The organism is Streptomyces sp. NPDC087906, assembly GCF_055584925.1.
Genome location: NZ_JBVJLC010000004.1, coordinates 392,314 through 410,972 on the forward strand (window position 1 = coordinate 392,314; position 18,659 = coordinate 410,972).

Consider the following 18,659-nt stretch of genomic DNA (forward strand, 5'->3'; position numbering starts at 1 on the left):
CGTTTCATCCCGCTGTAATAAATACGGGCCGTTGGTCCTAGGACCCCCGCGCGGAGACCCTAGGACCCCTCGGGGAGGTGCGAGGGCGCGAACATCTTCAGCAGGGCCGGGAGCACGACCACCGAGGGACCCGGTGTCGCGAGGGCCTTCGCCAGGTCGTCGCGGAGCGCGTCGATGCTGGTACGGGTCGCCGGGACGCCGAAGGACTCGGCCAGCGCGACGAAGTCGGGGCGGGCCAGTTCGGTGCCCGTCGTCTCGCCGTACGCGTCCGTCATGTACTCGCGCAGGATGCCGTAGCCGCCGTCGTCCACAATCAGCCACGTGACGGACAGGTCGTACTGGCGTGCGGTGGCCAGTTCGGCGAGGGAGTACATCGCGCCGCCGTCCCCCGACACCGCGAGGACCGGCTTCGTACGGTCGGCGACAGCGGCGCCGAGCGCCGCGGGGAAGCCGTAGCCGAGACCGCCCGCGCCCTGGCCCGAGTGCATCGGGCCCGGCCAGGCCGACCAGGCCCAGTACGCGAGGATCGTCATGTCCCAGAAGCTCGGCGAGGTCATCGGCAGCGCGTCGCGCACGGAGGCGAGGATCCGCTGCTCGACGGTCAGGTCCTGCGCGGCGAGCCGCGCCCGTACCCGCTCCAGGACCGTACGGACCGACGCCGTCGCCGCCGCCGAGGCGGCCTGGAGGTCCGTGCGCTCCGGCACCGACTCCAGCAGGGCGGCGAGGGCGGTCCTGGCGTCCGCGTGGATGCCGAGCGCCGGGTGGTTGGCCTCCAGCTTCCCCAGGTCGGCCTCGATGTGGATCACCCGGCCGCGCGGCCGGAACGTGTGGTAGTTCGAGGTCAGTTCGCCGAGCCCGGAGCCGACGACGAGCAGCACGTCGGCGTCTTCGAGGAAGTCGGTGGTGTGCCGGTCCTCCAGCCAGGACTGGAGCGAGAGCGGGTGCTCCCAGGGGAAGGCGCCCTTGCCGCCGCAGGTCGTGACGACCGGCGCGGCCAGCTTCTCGGCGAGCGCGCGGAGCTTGCCCGCCGCGTCGGCCCGTACGACACCGCCGCCCGCGATGATCGCCGGGCGGGCCGCGTGCGACAGCAGATGCGCGGCGACGGCGGTCAGCTCGGGGCGCGGGTCGAGGTCGCGCGGGGTGGCGTCCATCGCCGAGACCACCGGGAGCGTCGTCCCGGCGAGGAGCACGTCCTGCGGGATCTCCACCCAGACCGGGCCGTGCGGGGCGGTCAGCGCCGACTCCCAGGCGGCGGCGATCGCCGAGGGAATCTGCGAGGCGGTGCGCACGGTGTGCACGGACTTCACGATGTCCCGGAACGACGCCTGCTGGTCGCGCAGCTCGTGCAGATAGCCGTGCCGGCCGCCGCCGAGCCCCGCCGACGGCACCTGGCTGGAGATGGCCAGGACGGGCGCGGACGCCGCTGCCGCCTCCTGGAGCGCGGCGAGCGACGTCAGCGCGCCGGGCCCGGTGGACAGCATCAGCGGGGCGACCTCGCCGGTGACCCGGCCGTACGCGTCGGCGGCGAAGCCCGCGTTGTTCTCGACGCGCAGCCCGATGTACGTCAGGTCGGAGCGGCGCAGCGCGTCGAACATGCCGAGCGCGTGCTGGCCGGGCAGCCCGAAGACGGTGGTGGCGCCGAGGCCGTACAGCGACTCGACGACGAGGTCGCCGCCGGTGCGCCCGGCGGGCGGCGCGAGGGCCGCCGCCGTCTGCTCGGGGGTCAGCCGGACCGGTTCGTCGTGGTGGTCGTGTGTCACTGCGCAGCAGCCTCCAAAGCCTTCGCGTCCGCAATCTGCCGGGACATGATCGTCGTCAGCTCGTACGCGGTGTGCGATGCGGCCACGGACGTGATCTCCGCATGATCGTACGCGGGGGCCACCTCGACCACGTCGGCCGAGACCAGCCGGCAGGCGGCGAGACCGCGGATGATCTCCAGCAGTTCGCGCGAGGTGAGCCCGCCGGCCTCGGGGGTTCCGGTGCCCGGCGCGTGGGCCGGGTCCAGTACGTCGATGTCGACGGAGATGTACAGCGGCCGGTCCCCGATGCGCTGACGCAACTGGTCGGTGACGTCGGCCACACCGCGCCGCATGACGTCGGCCGATGTGACGATGCCGAAGCCCATTTTGGCGTCGTCGTCCAGATCGCTCTTGCCGTAGAGCGGTCCGCGCGTACCGACGTGGGACAGCGCCTCGGTGTCGAGGATGCCCTCCTCGACGGCCCGCCGGAACGGGGTGCCGTGGGTGTAGGCCGCGCCGAAGTAGGTGTCCCAGGTGTCCAGATGGGCGTCGAAGTGGAGCAGCGCGACCGGGCCGTGCTTCTTCGCGACGGAGCGCAGCAGCGGCAGTGCGACGGTGTGGTCGCCGCCGAGGGTCATCAGCCGGGCGCCGGTGGCGAGCAGCGCGTCGGCTGCGCCCTCGATGGTCTCGACGGCCTCGCCGATGTCGAAGGGGTTCGCCGCGATGTCCCCCGCGTCGGCGACCTGCGCGAGTGCGAACGGCGAAGCGTCCTGCGCCGGGTTGTAGGGGCGCAGCAGCCGGGACGCCTCGCGGATCGCGTTGCCGCCGAAGCGGGCGCCCGGCCGGTACGAGACGCCCGCGTCGAAAGGGACGCCGACGACGGCGACATCGGCGCTGCCGACCTCGTCCAGCCGGGGCAGCCGGGCGAAGGTGGCGGGGCCGGCGTAGCGGGGGACGCGGGAGGAGTCGACGGGGCCTCGCGGCTGCGCGGTGGCGCTCATGCGTTCTGCCTGCTTTCTGCGGTTGCGGGGTGTTCCTGCGCCGGGTGGGGACGACCGGCGAGGCGTTCGCGCCAGGCGGCCAGTACGGCGGGGTCGGTGGGCTTCGTCGCCAGGCTGACGGCGACGTAGGAGACGAGCGAGGACAGCAGCCCGTAGTAGATCGGCTCGTTGGCGAGGACGCCGTAGCCCGCCATCAGCGCGATGACGACCACGCCGCCGACGCTCACTCCGGCCAGCGCGCCGTTGACGTTGCCGCGCCGCCAGAGCAGCCCGCCGAGGATGGGTACGAGCAGCCCGCCGACGAGGAGGTTGTACGCGACGGTCAGCGCCTGGACGACGTCGTTGAGCGCGATGGCGACGGCGATCACGCCGACGCCCATGAGCAGGATGAAGGCGCGGTTGCCCCTGACCTCGTCGCGGTCCGCCCCTTCGCCGTCGCCGCGCTTGCCCCGCAGCCGGGACCAGATGTCGTTGTTGGCGACGGTGGCACAGGCGATCAGCGCGCCCGACGACGTGGACATGACGGCGGCGAGCGCGGCGGCCAGCACCAGACCCCGTACGCCCACCGGCAGTTCGTCCTTGACGATGGTCGCGAACGCGTCGTCCGCGCTGCCCAGGTTCGGGTACAGCACCTTGGCGGCGGTCCCGATGACCGCGCCGGCCAGCGCGTACACCAGGCAGTACGTCCCGGCGACGGTGCCGCCCCAGCGGGCGACCTTGTCGCCGCGCGCGGTGAAGACCCGCTGCCAGATGTCCTGTCCGATGAGCATGCCGAAGGTGTAGATCAGCACATAGGTGAAGATCGTCTCGCCGCCGATCCCGAACGGCGAGAAGTACGTGTGCGGCAGCCGGTCCTTCATCTCGGCGAAGCCGCCCGCCTTGACCACGGCGATGGGCAGCAGGAGCAGCAGCACCCCGAGCGTCTTGACGACGAACTGCACCATGTCGGTGAGGGTGATCGACCACATGCCGCCGAGCGTCGAGTACGCGACGACGATCGCGCCGCCGAGGATGATCGCGACGGTCCTGTTCATGTCGAACAGCACGTCGAAGATCGTGGCGTACGCGATGGTCGACGTGACGGCGAGCATCAGCGTGTACGCCCACATCACGACACCGGAGATGAGCCCGGCCCGGCCGCCGTAGCGCAGGTCGAGCATCTCGGAGACGGTGTAGACCCGCAGCCGGGCGATGCGCGCGGAGAAGAAGATCGACAGCGCCAGGATGCCGAGGCCGATGGTGAAGACCATCCAGGCGCCCGACAGGCCGTGCGTGTAGCCGAGGCCGACACCGCCGATGGTGGAGGCGCCGCCGAGGACGATGGCGGACATCGTGCCGGAGTACATCCACGGGCCGAGCCTGCGGCCCGCCACCAGGAACTCGCTCTTGGACTTGGCGCGGCGCATGCCCCACCAGCCCATGGCGAGCATGCCGAGGAGATAGACCACGATCACCGCGTAGTCGACACCCATGGTTGGTCCTCCGTCTCGTCGGCCGGCGTGCGAGATGCCGTGCGGGACGACGCTAGGTGGCCGGGGGCGAACGAAGAAGTGTACGTTTCATCCACTCCGCCCGCTGTCGATGGATGGAACATCCATGCCGGACCCCCAAGCGTCCCCGCCCACCCCGCCGATCCCACTGAGCGCGATGCTGGCGGACCGGAAACTGGACCTGCGGCTGGTGGCGGGCCCGCCCGTCTCGACCGATGTGCACTGGGTGCACACGTCGGAGATGGCCGACCCGTACCCGTACCTCCTCGGCGGTGAACTGCTGCTGACCGCGGGCGTGCAGCTCACCGCGGCGAACGCCGACCGCTATGTGGCGCGGGTCGTCGAGGCGGGCGCAGCCGCGCTCGGCTTCGGGGTGACACCGGTGTACGACACGGTGCCGCCCTTCCTCGTCGAGGCGTGCGAGCGGCACGCGCTGCCGCTGCTGGAAGTACCGCCGCACACGCCGTTCACCTCGGTAGCGCGCGGGGTGTGGCGGCTGATGGCGGAGGCGCGCCACCGTGAGCTGCGCCGGGTGACGGAGGCCCAGCAGGGCCTGGCAGCAGCCGCCGCCCGCCCCGACCCGGTGCCGGCCGTCCTGCGCCAGCTCGCGGTACGGCTCGACGGCGGCGCCGTCCTGTTCGCGCCGGACGGCACGGAGCTGCACGCGACGGGCAGGCCCCAGCCACCGGCGGCGCGCGAGGCGCTGCGCCGCCTGGCGGAGGTGGTGACCCCGCAGCCCGCCACCCCCTCCGCCCCCACCTCGGCGACGGACACGTCCGAGGGCGCCCACCTCACGGCGTACGCGCTGGGCGGCAGCGAGGCCCCCGTCCTGGGGATCGCGGCGGCGCGGCGCGACCCGGGGGACCACACCGTCGCCGGGGTCGCCGTCGTCCTGCTGTCGCTGCTGACCGCCCCGCACCAGGGCGCGGCCGAAGCGGGCCGCTCGGCGGCGCTCGTCCGCCTGCTGCTGGGCGCCCCACCCGCCGAGGCGGCACCACTGCTGGGCCCCGGCCCCTGGACGGTGGTCCACGCACACGGCGACGCCACCCCCTTTGCGGCGGCCGCGCTGGCCGCCGCCCTGGGCAGCGCCCTGTACGAGGCGTCCGGCACCACCGTCCGCGTCATCACCGACCGCGCGGTCACCCCCCAGCCCGGCTGGACCCTGGGCGCGAGCGACCCGGTCCCCGCGCCCGACCTGCCGACAGCCGCCCTACGCGCCGAACGCGCCCTGCACCGCGCGGAGGCCACCCGCACCGCCCTGGTACGCCACCACGAAACGGGCCTGACGGGCCTGGTATCCCCGGAAGAAGCCAAATCCCACGCCCACACCCACCTGGCCCCCCTGACCCACTCGCCCGCCCTGCTCGAAACCCTCCGCACCTGGCTGTCCCTGCACGGCAGTTGGGACCGCACAGCGGTAGCCCTGACCATCCACCGCAACACAGTCCGCCAACGCGTGGCCCGCTGCGCCGCACTGCTGGACGCGGACCTGGACGACGCGGACGTACGGATGGAGCTGTGGTTCGACCTGCGCTGGCTCTGAGCGGAATCGGGACCGGCTCAGGTGGGCAGGCCCAGTTCTCGGGCGATCAGCATGCGCTGGACCTCGCTCGTGCCCTCGCCGATTTCCAGGATCTTGGAGTCGCGCCACATCCTGGCCACCGGGTACTCGTTCATGAAGCCGTAGCCGCCGTGGATCTGGGTGGCCTCGCGGGCGTTGTCGACCGCGATCGTCGAGGAGTAGAGCTTCGCCAGGGCCGCTTCTTTTTTGAAGGGTTCGCCGTGGACCAGGCGGGATGCCGCGTCGCGCCAGCCGATGCGGGCCATGTGGGTGCGCATCTCCATGTCGGCCAGTTTGAAGGCGATGGCCTGGTTGGCGCCGATCGGGCGGCCGAAGGCGTGGCGTTCCTTGGCGTAGGTGACCGACTCGTCCACGCAGCCCTGGGCGAGGCCCGTCGCCAGGGCGGAGATGGCGATGCGGCCCTCGTCGAGGATGCGCAGGAACTGGGCGTAGCCGCGGCCCTCCTCGCCGAGGAGGTTGGCCAGTGGAACCCGTACGTCGGCGAACGACAGCTCGCGGGTGTCGGAGGCGTTCCAGCCGACCTTCGAGTACGGGGGTGCGACGGTGAAGCCGGGGGTGCCGGAGGGGACGATGATCGAGGAGATCTCCGGGCGGCCGTCCGGTTTGCGGCCGGTGACCGCCGTGACCGTGACCAGGCCCGTGATGTCCGTGCCCGAGTTGGTGATGAAGCACTTCGTGCCGTTGATCACCCACTCGTCGCCGTCGCGCACGGCCGTCGTGCGGGTGCCGCCCGCGTCCGAGCCGCAGTCCGGCTCGGTCAGGCCGAAGGCGCCGAGCAGTTCGCCGGCGCAGAGCCGGGGAAGCCACTCCTGCTTCTGCTCCTCCGTGCCGAAGCGGAAGACGGGCATCGCGCCGAGCGAGACGCCGGCCTCCAGGGTGATCGCCACCGAGGAGTCGACGCGGGCCAGCTCCTCCAGGGCGATGCCGAGGGCGAGGTAGTCGCCGCCCATGCCGCCGTACTCCTCGGGGAACGGCAGCCCGAACAGGCCCATCCGGCCCATCTCGCGGACGATCTCGTACGGGAACTCATGGCGCTCGTACAGGTCGCCGATCTTCGGTGCGACGACCTCGTGGGCGAACTCCTCGACCGTACGGCGGAGTTCTTCGTGTTCGGTCGAGAGGCGGTGGTCCAGGGACATCGAAGGTCACTCCTTGGGCGCGAGGGCGCGGACGGTGCGGGACGGGCTCGGGCGGCCCAACTGGTCGGCCATCCAGAGGCTGGTGGCGGTGAGCTTGCCGAGATCGACACCCGATTCGACGCCCAGTCCTTCGAGCATCCACACGAGGTCCTCGGTGGCGAGATTGCCGGTGGCGCTCTTCGCGAACGGGCAGCCGCCGAGGCCGCCCGCCGAAGCGTCCACGGTGGTCACTCCGTGCTGGAGCGCGGCGAAGGTGTTGGCCAGGGCCTGGCCGTACGTGTCGTGGAAGTGCACGCCGATCACATTCGTCGGCACGCCCTCCTCGTTGAGCTGGGCGAGCAGGGCCTGGACGTGGCCGGGCGTGGCGACGCCGATCGTGTCGCCGAGGCTCAGCTCCTCGCACCCCATGTCCAGCAGGGCCTTGGCGACCCTGACCACTTGGTGGACCGGGACCGGGCCCTCCCAGGGGTCGCCGAAGCACATCGACAGATAGCCGCGGACATGGACCTTCGCCTCCCGCGCCTGGGCGACGACCGGCGCGAACATGGCCAGCGACTCGTCCACGGTGCGGTTGAGATTGGCCTTGGCGAACGATTCGGTGACGCTGCCGAACACGGCGATCCGGCGGGCGCCGAGGGCGACCGCGCGGTCGAGCCCGCGCGCGTTCGGCACGAGGACCGGCAGCCGGACCTCCCCGAGATCGGCCAGCAGCGGGAACAGCTCCTCCGCGTCGGCCAGTTGGGGCACCCACTTGGGGTGGACGAAGCTGGTCGCCTCGACCGTGGTGAGACCGGCGTCGGCGAGCCGGTGGATGAACTCCGCCTTCACGGCGGTCGGTACGACCGTGCTCTCGTTCTGCAGGCCGTCACGCGCGCCCACTTCATGGATCCGAACGCTCGGCGGCAGACCCTGCGCCGCCACGGGCATCGGCAGTCCAGCGGTCATGACTCCTCCTGCGGTGTGACGACGGCCAGTACCTGATCCATGGCGACGGTCGAGCCCGGCGTCACGTCGAGTGCGGTGACGGTGCCGGCGTGCGGGGCGGCGATGACGTGCTCCATCTTCATCGCCTCGACGACGAGCAGACTCTGGCCCGCCTCCACGTCGTCGCCGACGGCCACCTTCACGACCGTGACCGTGCCGGGCATGGGCGCCGTCAGCGAGTCCGTGGCGCCCGCCCCCGCCGCCTCGCGCAGCGCGGCCTCGACCGGGTCGTGGTCCTGGACGTGCCAACTGTCGCCGTCCCTGCCGAGCCAGTCGCCCGCCCGGTCGAAGGTGTGCGTCATGCCGTCCACGGTCACCGTGACCCGGCCGGGTTCCACCTGGCTCCGATCGGCGGGCGGTGCCTGCTGAGTGACGGGTTCGAGTCCCGCGATACGCAGCGGGTGCGTCACCGGCAGGGGTGTGCCGCCCATCCGCCAGCCGTTCGGTACGGAGAAGGGGTCCACCCAGCGGCCCGCATCCGCGCCCGGCGCCAGTTCCGCCTGCCGGACGGCGGCGGCTGCCGCGTACACCTCGGGCGGCACCTCCGTCTCCACCAGGCCGTCGACCTCGCGCTCCACCAGGCCCGTGTCCAGATCGCCGGCGACCACCGAGGGGTGGGCCAGCAGCCTGCGCAGGAAGCCCGCGTTCGTCGCGACGCCCAGCGTCACCGTCCCGGCCAGGGCGGCGCGCAGCTTGCGCAGCGCCGTCGCCCGGTCGGGTCCGTAGGCGATGACCTTCGAGAGCATCGGGTCGTAGGCGCTGCCCACCTCCGCGCCCTCGACCAGCCCTGAGTCGGTCCGCACCCCGTCGCCGTGCGCCTCGCGCAGGGCCAGCACCCGGCCGCCGGTGGGCAGGAAGCCGCGGGCCGGGTCCTCGGCGGAGAGCCGGGCCTCGACGGCATGTCCGGTCAGCGTGATGTCCGGCTGCGCGAAGGGCAGTTTCTCGCCCGCCGCCACCCGCAGTTGCCACTCCACCAGATCGAGGCCCGTGACGAACTCGGTCACCGGATGCTCGACCTGGAGCCGGGTGTTCATCTCCATGAAGAAGTACGCGGACGGGTCGCTGCCGGGGACGATGAACTCGACCGTCCCCGCGCCGGTGTAGCCGCAGGAGCGGGCGGCCGAGACCGCAGCCTCGCCCATCGCCGCGCGGGTCGCCTCGTCCAGCAGGACGGAGGGCGCCTCTTCGATGATCTTCTGATGGCGGCGCTGGAGGGAGCATTCGCGCTCGCCCAGATGCACCACGTTCCCGTGGCCGTCCGCGAGGACCTGGATCTCGATATGGCGCGGGCGGTCGATCCAGCGCTCCACCAGCAGGGTGTCGTCACCGAAGGAGGCGCGCGCCTCCCTGCGGGCCGCCGCGATCTCCTCGGCCAGCGACGACTGCTCGCGCACCAGCCGCATGCCCTTGCCGCCGCCGCCCGCCGACGGCTTCAGCAGCACCGGCATGCCGATGTCCGTGGCCGCCGCGACCAGTTCGGCGTCGGTCAGTCCGCTGCCCGACGAGCCGGGGACCACCGGCACCCCGGCCGCCGACACCGTCTCCTTGGCGCGGATCTTGTCGCCCATCAGCTCGATGGCCGGCGCCGGGGGGCCGATGAAGACGAGCCCCGCCTGGGCGCAGGCGCGCGCGAACGCCCCGTTCTCCGCGAGGAAGCCGTAGCCGGGGTGCACCGCCTGCGCGCCCGTACGGGCCGCCGCGTCCAGCAGCCGCTCGACGGACAGATAGCTCTCCGCTGCCGCCGCGGGGCCGAGCCGTACCGCCGTGTCGGCCTCCCGTACATGCCGGGCGTCCGCGTCCGCGTCGCTGAAGACGGCGACCGAGCGCACCCCCAGCGCGCGCAGGGTGCGGATGACGCGCACCGCGATCTCGCCGCGGTTGGCGACCAGGACCGTGTCGAACATGCCCACCCTCATTCCGCCCTCACCATTGCCGCCGTCACGCCCGCCGTCAGCTCCGCCATGCCCGCGCCCAGCTCCGCCGCGCCCGCCCACAGTTCCGTCACGCCCGTCACGCCCAGCACGCCCGTCATGCCCGTCACATCCGGAAGACGCCGAAGCCGGGCTCACCCAGCGGCGCGTTGGCACAGGCGGTCAGCGCCAGGCCCACCACCTGGCGGGTCTCCAGCGGGTCGATCACGCCGTCGTCCCACAGCCGCGCCGTGGCGTAGTACGCGTTGCCCTGGGTCTCGTACTGGGCCCGGATCGGGTCCTTGAACGCGGCCTCCTCCTCGGCGGCCCACTCCTCGCCGCGCCCCTCGATCTGGTCGCGCTTGACCGTCGCGAGCACCGAGGCCGCCTGCTCGCCGCCCATCACCGAGATCTTGGCGTTGGGCCACATCCACAGGAAGCGGGGCGAGTACGCCCGGCCGCACATCGAGTAGTTCCCCGCGCCGTACGAGCCGCCGATGACGACCGTCAGCTTCGGAACGCGGGTGCACGCGACGGCCGTGACCATCTTCGCGCCGTGCTTGGCGATGCCGCCCGCCTCGTACGACCGGCCGACCATGAACCCCGAGATGTTCTGCAGGAAGAACAGCGGGATGCCGCGCTGGTCGCACAGCTCGATGAAATGCGCGCCCTTCTGGGCCGACTCGGAGAACAGGATGCCGTTGTTGGCGACGATGCCGACCTGATGGCCATGGATGCGCGCGAAGCCGGTCACCAGCGTCGTACCGAACTCGGACTTGAACTCCGCGAACCGCGAACCGTCCACGAGCCGGGCGATGACCTCCCGCACGTCGTAGGGCGTGCGCGAGTCGACCGGCACCGCCCCGTAGAGCCCGGCGGGATCCGCCTTCGGGTCCTCGGCCGGCTCGACGGACCAGGGCAGCTCCCCGCGCCCGGGGAGCGTCGAGACGATGGTCCGGACGATGCGCAGCGCGTGCGCGTCGTCCTCGGCGAGATGGTCCGTGACGCCCGACGTACGGGAGTGGACCTCGCCGCCGCCCAGCTCCTCCGCCGTGACGACCTCGCCCGTCGCCGCCTTCACCAGCGGCGGGCCGCCCAGGAAGATCGTGCCCTGACCGCGCACGATCACGGCCTCGTCGCTCATCGCCGGGACATACGCGCCGCCCGCCGTGCACGAGCCGAGGACGGCCGCGATCTGCGGGATACCGGCGCCCGACATCCGGGCCTGGTTGTAGAAGATCCGGCCGAAGTGGTCGCGGTCGGGGAAGACCTCGTCCTGCATCGGCAGGAAGGCGCCGCCCGAGTCGACCAGATACACGCACGGGAGGCGGTTCTCCAGGGCGACCTCCTGGGCGCGGAGGTGCTTCTTCACCGTCATCGGGTAATACGTACCGCCCTTGACCGTGGCGTCGTTGGCGATCACCACCACCTCGCGGCCGCTGACCCGGCCCACCCCGGCGATCACACCCGCGGCGGGCGCCGCGCCGCCGTACAGCCCCTCGGCCGCCAGCGGTGCCAGTTCGAGGAAGGGCGAGCCGGGGTCGAGGAGGGTGTCCACCCGCTCGCGCGGGAGCAGCTTGCCGCGCGCCGTGTGCCGGGCGCGGGCCTTCTCACCGCCGCCGAGCCGGGCGGCGGCCAGCCGCGCGCGCAGATCGCCGACCAGCTCGGCATGCGCTTTCTCGTTGGCCCGCCACGTCTCCGACGCCGGATCGGCGGCGCTCGCCAGCACCGGTGCCTGCTGCATTCCTCGCGCCCCCACACTGATCGACTCGACACTGATCGACGGCCGGTCGACAGGACCGAGCCGTGTTAATGACCGTTAACGTACGCCTTCAGGTTAACGACCGCTAACACCTCTGTCTAGAATGAATTCCCATGAGCACCAGGACCGCGTCCCCCACCCGCCGCGAGCAGATCCTCAGCGAGGCGGCGCGCCTCTTCGCCGAGCGCGGTTTCCACGGCGTCGGCGTGGACGAGATAGGGGCGGCCGTGGGCATCAGCGGCCCCGGCCTGTACCGGCATTTCGCGGGCAAGGACGCCATGCTCGCCGAACTGCTCGTCGGCATCAGCCACCGGCTGCTCGACGGCGGCCGGCGGCGCGTCGGACCCGCGGCGGTGGCGGGCACACCTGCGGCGGGCGCACCGGCCGACCCCGCGGCGGCGGGCACGCCCGCAGACCCCGCCGCCGTCCTCGCCTCGCTGATCGACGGCCATATCGACTTCGCCCTCGACGACCGCCCGCTGATCACGCTGCACGACCGCGAGCTGGACCGGCTCAGGGAGAGCGACCGCAAGCTGGTCCGCCAGCTCCAGCGGCAGTACGTGGAGCTGTGGGTCGGTGTCGTACGGGAGGTCTACCCGGGCGTGCCGGAGGCGCAGGCGCGCGGCGCCGTGCACGCCGTCTTCGGGCTGCTGAACTCGACGCCGCACTTCTCCTCGTACCGAGGCGGTCTGCCGAGCCGCGCGGGCACCCAGGCCCTGCTGCGCACGCTGGCGCACGGCGCGTTCGCCGCCCTCGGCGCCGGGGGCAGCGTCAGCCCGTCCTGAATTCCACGCGGCCGGGTCAGCTCGCCTTGAGCGCGGCCAGCTCCGCCGCCAGCTTGTCGACCGGCTGGAACGTCGCTCCCAGCAGGGCCACGTGCTTCCAGGCCAGCGTGCCGTCCGGCGCGATCAGGAAGACCGACCTGCGCAGACCGATCCCGGGCGCCCCGATACCGAACGCCTTGACCACCGTCCGGTCGGTGTCGGCGAGCAGCGGGAACCGCAGGTCGTTGTTGCGCGCGAAGGACTCATGGCTGTCGACGTCCTGCGGGCTGATGCCCCAGACCTCGGCCCCCAGCTCCGTGAACCGCTCAAGGCCGGTCGAGTACGAGCAGAGCTGCTTGGTGCAGACGCTCGTGGCGTCGCCGGGGTAGAAGGCGAGGACCAGCGGATGGCCGCGCCGCTCGTCGAGGCGGTAGTCGCGCCGGACGAAGCTGTCGCCGTCGAGCACACCGCCGGGAAGGGTGAAGTTCGCCACCGCGCTGCCGACACCGGGACCTGCTGCCATGGGACGCTCCTCGCCGCTCCGTACCGGCGGTACCCACCGGTAGGGGTACGGTACAGCGACCCGTCCAGGGATCGGGACCAGAGGCGGGCCGGGGGCCGCTGACGGCACAATGGACGCATGCCGATACCCAGCCGCGTCGCGCTCGCCGACCATCTCGTCCGTACCCGTATCGCCGGAGACGTCGCGACACCCCGTGACAACAACCTCTCCCATTACCGCAAGCTCGCCAACGGCGACCGCCACTACTGGCTGGGGCTGGAACTGGGCGACCGCTGGACCGACGAGCAGGACGTGCTCGCCGTGATGGCCGAGCGGTGCGGTGTCAGCGACGACCCGCAGCACCGGCACGGCCAGGACACCATCGATCCCGAGCTGACCATCGACGCCCTGGAGCGGATGGCGGCGCGGCTGCGCAAGGCCGTGGCGGGCCGCGAGCGGGTGCTCTTCGCCACCGGGCACCCGGGCGGCCTGCTCGACGTGCACCGGCAGACGGCCGACGCGCTGCGCGCGGCGGGCTGCGAGATCGTGCGGATCCCCGGCGGGCTCACGGCGGACGAGGGCATGGTCTTCCAGTTCGCCGACGTCGCGATGCTGGAGCGGGGCGCGACCCTGTGGCACACGCACTCGCCCGAGCCGATGCGCGCCATCCTGGACGGTCTCGAACGGGACGGCAGGCCGCAGCCCGACCTGGTCGTCGCCGACCACGGCTGGGCGGGCTGCGCCGGCCAGCGCGGGCTGGACTCGATGGGGTACGCGGACTGCAACGACCCGGCGCTGTTCATCGGCGAGGCCGAGGGCACGCTGGAGGTCACGATCCCGCTGGACGACCATGTCACCGACCCGCGTTTCTACGACCCGATGACGGCGTACCTGCTGAACGAGGCCGGTCTCGTCTGACGGGCGGACCACCCCCGGTCTCGTCTGACGGGCCGGCGGGCGGACCTGCCCGGCGGACGGGCGGACGGACCGACCTCCACCGGCCGCGCCGCCCCCGCCCGGCCGCGCCGCCCCGGTCGGCCGCGCCGCCCCCGCCCGGCCGCGCCGTCGGTCGTACCGCCCCGGTCGCGCCCCCCGGCCCCCATCAGGCGCCTCAGCCCCCATCAGGCGCCTCAGCCGCGCGGGACGCGCATCACGCCTTCCTGGATCACCGAGATCGCCAGCCGTCCGTCCTGCGTGAAGATCCGCGCCTGCCCGAGCCCGCGGCCGCCGGACGACGAAGGGGACTCCTGGTCGTACAGCAGCCACTCGTCGGCGCGGAACGGCCGGTGGAACCACATCGCGTGGTCCAGGCTCGCGCCGACGATGTCACCGACCGCCCAGCCGCCCCTGCCGTGCGCCAGCAGCACCGAGTCGAGCAGCGTCATGTCGGAGACGTACGTCGCGAGGCACACGTGCAGCAGCGGGTCGTCGGCCAGCTTGCCGTCCGTACGGAACCACACCTGCGAGCGCGGCTCGCGCGGCTCACCGACGCTCGCGTACGGCGGCCCGTCCACGTACCGCAGATCGACCGCGGCGCGCGTCTCCAGCAGCCGGTCGACGACGGCCGGGTCGACGAACCGGTCCGCGTAGCGCGGCAGCAGCTCGGCGGCGGCCGGCAGGGTCTCCGGGTCCGGCGCCTGCGGCATCTCCGCCTGGTGGTCAAGACCCTCCTCGTACGTCTGGAAGGACGACGAGAGATGGAAGATCGGCTGGCCGTGCTGGACGGCCACCACCCGGCGCGTGGTGAACGAGCGGCCGTCCCTGATCCGGTCGACGGTGTAGACGATCGGCGCGCCGGGATCCCCCGGGCGCAGGAAGTACGCGTGCAGCGAGTGCGCCGTGCGGTCGTCGGGGACCGTACGGCCAGCGGCGACGAGCGCCTGCGCCGCGACCTGGCCGCCGAAGACGCGCGGCACGACCGACGGGTGGCTCTGGCCGCGGAAGATGTCCTGCTCGATCCGCTCCAGGTCGAGCAGAGCGAGCAGGGAATCCAGTGCTTGATTCATGGGTACGAGTCTGTCTCAGCCGGCTTCCGTACGAGTGACCGGGCGCGTTACAGGCCCATGGACTTCGCGATGATCATCTTCATGACCTCGCTGGTCCCGCCGTAGATGCGGTTGACGCGGTTGTCCGCGTACAGCCGGGCGATCGGGTACTCGTTCATGTACCCGTAGCCGCCGTGGAGCTGGAGGCACTTGTCGATGACGCGGTGCGCGACCTCGGTGGTGAAGAGCTTCGCCGAGGCGGCCTCGGCCGCCGTCAGCTCACCCAGGTCGTGCGCTTCGAGCGCGCGGTCCACGACGGCCTCGGCCGCGTCCACCTCGGCCTTGCAGGCGGCCAGCTCGAACTTGGTGTTCTGGAAGGACGCCACGGTCTTGCCGAAGACGGTCCGCTCCTGGACGTAGTTCTGCGCGAACCTGACGGCAGCCGCTGCCTGCGCGTAGGCGCCGACGGCGATGCCGAGGCGCTCCTGCGGCAGGTTCTGGCCGAGGTACGAGAAGCCCTTGTTCTCCTCGCCCAGCAGATCCTCGACCGGGACCTTGACGTCGGTGAAGGACAGTTCGGCGGTGTCGGAGGTCTTCAGGCCGAGCTTGTCGAGCTTGCGGCCGACCGCGTACCCCGCGGATTTCGTGTCCACGACCAGCAGCGAGATGCCGAACCGCCGGTCCTCGGGGGTGGCGGGGGAGGTACGGGCGCAGACGATGACGCGGTCGGCGTGCACACCGCCGGTGATGAACGTCTTCGCGCCGTTGAGCACGTAGTGCGTGCCGTCGGCGGAGAGCTTGGCCGTGGTCTTCATACCGGCCAGGTCGGAGCCGGTGCCCGGCTCGGTCATCGCGATGGCGAACATCGTCCGGCCGCTGACGAAGTCGGGGAGCCAGCGCTTCTTCTGCTCGTCGGTGGCGTACGCCTTCAAGTACGGCAGGCAGAGCGCCACATGCACGCCGGAGCCGCCGAAGGAGACACCGGCGCGGGCGGTCTCCTCGGAGATGATCGCCTGGAACTTGAACGACTCCTCGCCGGCGCCGTCGTACTCCTCGGGCACCTCTATGCCGAAGACGCCCAGCTCGCCGAGTTTGTAGTAGAAGTCACGCGGCGCGGCGCCCGCCGCGTACCACTCGTCGTAGACAGGGACGACCTCGGCCTCGATGAAGGCGCGGATGGTCCCGCGGAACGCCTCGTGGTCCTCGTTGTAGACGGTACGCCGCACGGTACGGGCCTCCTCTGCGGCTGACCGCCGCCACGGGTGCTTGTCCAAGCGCGTGGTTGTCTAAGCGCTTGCTCAGTACAAGTTACCGGGCGGTTCGTTCGGGTGTCCAGAGTGAGCCTGCGCACGCCGGCTGTCCGGCGTGCGCAGGCCCTCGGTCGTCAGCGGACGACGGCGCTCACTTCGCGGCCGTCGCCTTGGCCACCGCGTAGTGGTTGGCCACCCGCGTGGCGCCGAGCGCGGACGGGTACACGGCTGTCTCGTCGAGCTGCCCGTTGAAGAAGTTGCTGGTGGGCGCCGACGGCCAGCCGGTCAGCGTGTCGGCGCCGACCCGCCAGTAGCCGGTGGCCACCGCCGAGGTGGTGACGGTGTTGTTGCCGACGATCTTGCCGTCGACGTAGAACCGCATGCCGCCCGTGCCCTGCGCCGCCACGACCTGGTGCCACGCGCCGTTGTTGTACGCCGCCGGGGTGACCAGGGTCTTGACGCCGCCGCTGTTCACGCCGAAGACGAGCTTGCCGTTGTTGGCCATGTACACGTTCTCGTCATGGCGCTTGCTCGCCGCCGTCGTGTTGTCGCCGAACCCGATCAGCATGCCGCCGGTCTTGGTGGTCGTCTTGAACCACGTCTCCAGGGCGTACGTGCTCGGCTGCGTGACCCGGCGGTCGGCGTAGAGCCACTGGGTCGTGCCGTTGAAGCCGATCGCGGTGGACGGACCCGTCGTGGCACCCGGAGTCTGGCGCAGCGCCGGGGAGTTGACGTGCACGCCCGAGTTGTTCCCGCCGGACAGATCGGCGACGAACGGGGTCGCGGGGTCGTCGTAGCGCCAGTAGAGCTGGGCGCCGTCGGCGATGACGGTGGCGGGGTAGTTCTGCGTCGCGGCCGCCGCCGTCACGGACGCGGTCGCCGACAGGGCGCTGGTGTTGCCCGCGGCGTCGGAGGCGGTGACCCGGTAGGTGTAGCTCGTACCGGCCGTGACCGCGGTGTCCTTGACGGTGACCTGCGGCCGCGCCCACATCAGCGAATCGCCCTGCACGGTCGCCAGCGGCGTGGTGGAGCCGTTGCGGTAGACCTTGTACGTCAGCCGCGAGTCGTCCGGGTCGTAACTGGAACGCCAACGCACCTGCACCTCGCCCGGCTTGACGCTGGTCGCCGAGACGATCGGTACGGTCGGCGCGCCCTTGTCACCGGTCGAGGCGAACCGGGTGAGCCCCTGCGCGGGTGCGCCGTTGACGGTGGTGAACTCCCCGCCCGACCAGAGGTACTGGGTGCTCCCCGACGTCGCGACGGTCAGCGCCCGCGGACCGACCTGCTCACCGGTGCCGTCGTTGGTGTCAGGGAACCAGCCCAGCTTGCCGACGGAGGTCGTGGGCTGCGCCAGGAAGTGGTGCCGCGCGCCGTCGGGGAACTCCCCCACGCTGGAGCAGTCGTGGGCGTGCGAGGCGCTGTAGAGGACCTGCTGGTACACCCGCAGCGCCTGCGTGGCCCCCAGGCAGGTGTCGCGCCAACGCTGTTCGAGCGTGCCGGCGTTCAGGGCTATTCGCCCGTCGAAGACACCGCCGCCGGTGCCCTCGTTGCCGGTGTAAATGCCCGAGGCGTCGGTCTCGATCGCCTTGACCACGGAGGTGGGCGGGATGAATCCCGGGTACGCCTTCGCGACCGCACCCGACGTGGCGTTCACGACGGCCAGGGCGTGCGAGTCGGTCCCGTTGACGGTGTTGAAGTCCCCGCCGAGCACCACGTCGGCACCGTCGGGGGTCAACGCGATGGCGCGGCCCGGCTCGTCGGCGTCGGCGGTGAAGGGCAGGACGGCCCCGTCGGCGAGCCCGACGGCCGCGTAGCGCTGCCGCGTCACACCGCTGACCGTAGTGAAGTCGCCCCCGGCGTACAGGGTGTCGCCGGTGACCGCCAGCGCCCGCACGGTGGCGGAGAAGACGGGGCGGAACGACGTCTTGGGTGTGCAGGTGGCGATGTCGATGGCGGCGAGGCTGCTGACCGGTGTGCCGTTGACGGCCCCGAAGTAACCGCCCGCGTAGAGCGTCTTCTTGTCCGGCGACACGGCGAGCGCCCGCACCGTCGCCGTACCGCTGCTGAGCGTGAAGGACAGCTTGCACCCGGTGGGCGCGCCGGTAGCGGCGTTGAACGCGGCGAAGTTCACGGCGGGTTGGGCGGCGCCGGCCGCGCCGTCGGGCGGTCGCAGCTCGGAGAACGTACCTCCGGCGAAGACGACACCGCCGGTCTGGGCGAGCGCCCAGACGATCCCGTTGGTCTGCCACGTCGGCAGGTCGTCGGCGGTGAACCCCACCGGCGGCGTCACCGCACCCGCCTCGGGCGCCGCGACCACCCCCAGGCCGACGGTGGCGAACGACAGGACGAGAGCCGCGGACAGGGCTCTTGATCTACGCATGGTCCCCCCAGTGCTGTATAGCGCGAAGAATAGGAGCGATTCGGCCGCGTCAACCACCCCGCACGGCATTGCACTTGGCAAAAACGTGCGAATGGTATGATCACGATCAGTACGTCAGCCTTCCCGGCGCGGATCCGCATCCGCCGGGGAGGCTTTTTCGCGTGCTCCGGA

General features: G+C 71.9%; 14 protein-coding genes. 3 read left to right on the forward strand and 11 right to left on the reverse strand.

What is annotated here, in order from left to right:
- Positions 1 to 59: 59 nt before the first annotated feature.
- Genes ACZ63I_RS15375 through ACZ63I_RS15385 form a run of 3 tightly spaced genes read right to left on the reverse strand, consistent with a single transcriptional unit; the run spans position 60 to position 4,212 of the window.
- Complete coding sequence (locus ACZ63I_RS15375) at positions 60 to 1,760, reverse strand: thiamine pyrophosphate-binding protein (RefSeq protein ID WP_469338888.1); 1,701 nt, start codon at positions 1,758 to 1,760, stop codon at positions 60 to 62.
- Complete coding sequence (gene speB / locus ACZ63I_RS15380) at positions 1,757 to 2,740, reverse strand: agmatinase (RefSeq protein ID WP_469338889.1); 984 nt, start codon at positions 2,738 to 2,740, stop codon at positions 1,757 to 1,759. Before speB ends, ACZ63I_RS15375 begins: the two co-directional genes overlap by 4 nt.
- Entirely contained in the window at positions 2,737 to 4,212 is a 1,476-nt protein-coding gene (locus tag ACZ63I_RS15385; protein ID WP_469338891.1) for a sodium:solute symporter family protein, read from the reverse strand. The genes speB and ACZ63I_RS15385 overlap by 4 nt, the downstream gene beginning before the upstream one ends.
- A gap of 124 nt (positions 4,213 to 4,336) precedes the next feature.
- On the opposite strand from ACZ63I_RS15385, the gene ACZ63I_RS15390 reads away from it, so the two are divergent.
- Positions 4,337 to 5,773 carry a PucR family transcriptional regulator ligand-binding domain-containing protein gene (locus tag ACZ63I_RS15390; protein ID WP_469338892.1) on the forward strand — a complete coding sequence of 479 codons (1,437 nt, stop codon included), beginning with the start codon at positions 4,337 to 4,339 and terminating at the stop codon, positions 5,771 to 5,773.
- Positions 5,774 to 5,790: 17 nt separating this feature from the next.
- On the opposite strand, the gene ACZ63I_RS15395 is transcribed toward ACZ63I_RS15390, so the two are convergent.
- From ACZ63I_RS15395 to ACZ63I_RS15410, 4 genes are all read right to left on the reverse strand, one after another.
- Entirely contained in the window at positions 5,791 to 6,951 is a 1,161-nt protein-coding gene (locus tag ACZ63I_RS15395; RefSeq protein WP_469338894.1) for an acyl-CoA dehydrogenase family protein, read from the reverse strand.
- Positions 6,952 to 6,957: 6 nt separating this feature from the next.
- Positions 6,958 to 7,896 (reverse strand): hydroxymethylglutaryl-CoA lyase, encoded by a 939-nt coding sequence (locus ACZ63I_RS15400; RefSeq protein WP_469338896.1) that lies wholly within the window; start codon positions 7,894 to 7,896, stop codon positions 6,958 to 6,960.
- Positions 7,893 to 9,839 (reverse strand): acetyl/propionyl/methylcrotonyl-CoA carboxylase subunit alpha, encoded by a 1,947-nt coding sequence (locus ACZ63I_RS15405; RefSeq protein ID WP_469338897.1) that lies wholly within the window; start codon positions 9,837 to 9,839, stop codon positions 7,893 to 7,895. Before ACZ63I_RS15405 ends, ACZ63I_RS15400 begins: the two co-directional genes overlap by 4 nt.
- A gap of 133 nt (positions 9,840 to 9,972) precedes the next feature.
- Positions 9,973 to 11,589 (reverse strand): carboxyl transferase domain-containing protein, encoded by a 1,617-nt coding sequence (locus tag ACZ63I_RS15410; protein ID WP_469338899.1) that lies wholly within the window; start codon positions 11,587 to 11,589, stop codon positions 9,973 to 9,975.
- A 131-nt stretch (positions 11,590 to 11,720) separates the two neighbouring features.
- On the opposite strand from ACZ63I_RS15410, the gene ACZ63I_RS15415 reads away from it, so the two are divergent.
- The gene (locus ACZ63I_RS15415) at positions 11,721 to 12,392 is read left to right on the forward strand and encodes a TetR/AcrR family transcriptional regulator (protein ID WP_469338901.1); all 672 of its coding nucleotides are present in this window, start codon (positions 11,721 to 11,723) and stop codon (positions 12,390 to 12,392) included.
- Between the two features lie 16 nt (positions 12,393 to 12,408).
- Here the strand turns inward: ACZ63I_RS15415 and ACZ63I_RS15420 are convergent, their stop codons facing one another.
- The gene (locus ACZ63I_RS15420) at positions 12,409 to 12,894 is read right to left on the reverse strand and encodes a peroxiredoxin (protein ID WP_469338902.1); all 486 of its coding nucleotides are present in this window, start codon (positions 12,892 to 12,894) and stop codon (positions 12,409 to 12,411) included.
- A gap of 117 nt (positions 12,895 to 13,011) precedes the next feature.
- On the opposite strand from ACZ63I_RS15420, the gene ACZ63I_RS15425 reads away from it, so the two are divergent.
- Positions 13,012 to 13,791 carry a phosphatase gene (locus ACZ63I_RS15425; RefSeq protein ID WP_469338904.1) on the forward strand — a complete coding sequence of 260 codons (780 nt, stop codon included), beginning with the start codon at positions 13,012 to 13,014 and terminating at the stop codon, positions 13,789 to 13,791.
- A gap of 212 nt (positions 13,792 to 14,003) precedes the next feature.
- Here the strand turns inward: ACZ63I_RS15425 and tesB are convergent, their stop codons facing one another.
- From tesB to ACZ63I_RS15440, 3 genes are all read right to left on the reverse strand, one after another.
- Positions 14,004 to 14,879, reverse strand: a complete 876-nt coding sequence (gene tesB / locus ACZ63I_RS15430; RefSeq protein WP_469338906.1) for an acyl-CoA thioesterase II — start codon at positions 14,877 to 14,879, stop codon at positions 14,004 to 14,006.
- Positions 14,880 to 14,926: 47 nt separating this feature from the next.
- Positions 14,927 to 16,084 carry an acyl-CoA dehydrogenase family protein gene (locus ACZ63I_RS15435; protein WP_469338908.1) on the reverse strand — a complete coding sequence of 386 codons (1,158 nt, stop codon included), beginning with the start codon at positions 16,082 to 16,084 and terminating at the stop codon, positions 14,927 to 14,929.
- A gap of 175 nt (positions 16,085 to 16,259) precedes the next feature.
- Positions 16,260 to 18,488: a LamG domain-containing protein gene (locus ACZ63I_RS15440; RefSeq protein WP_469338910.1), complete on the reverse strand. Its 2,229-nt coding sequence runs from the start codon at positions 18,486 to 18,488 to the stop codon at positions 16,260 to 16,262.
- Positions 18,489 to 18,659: the final 171 nt, after the last annotated feature.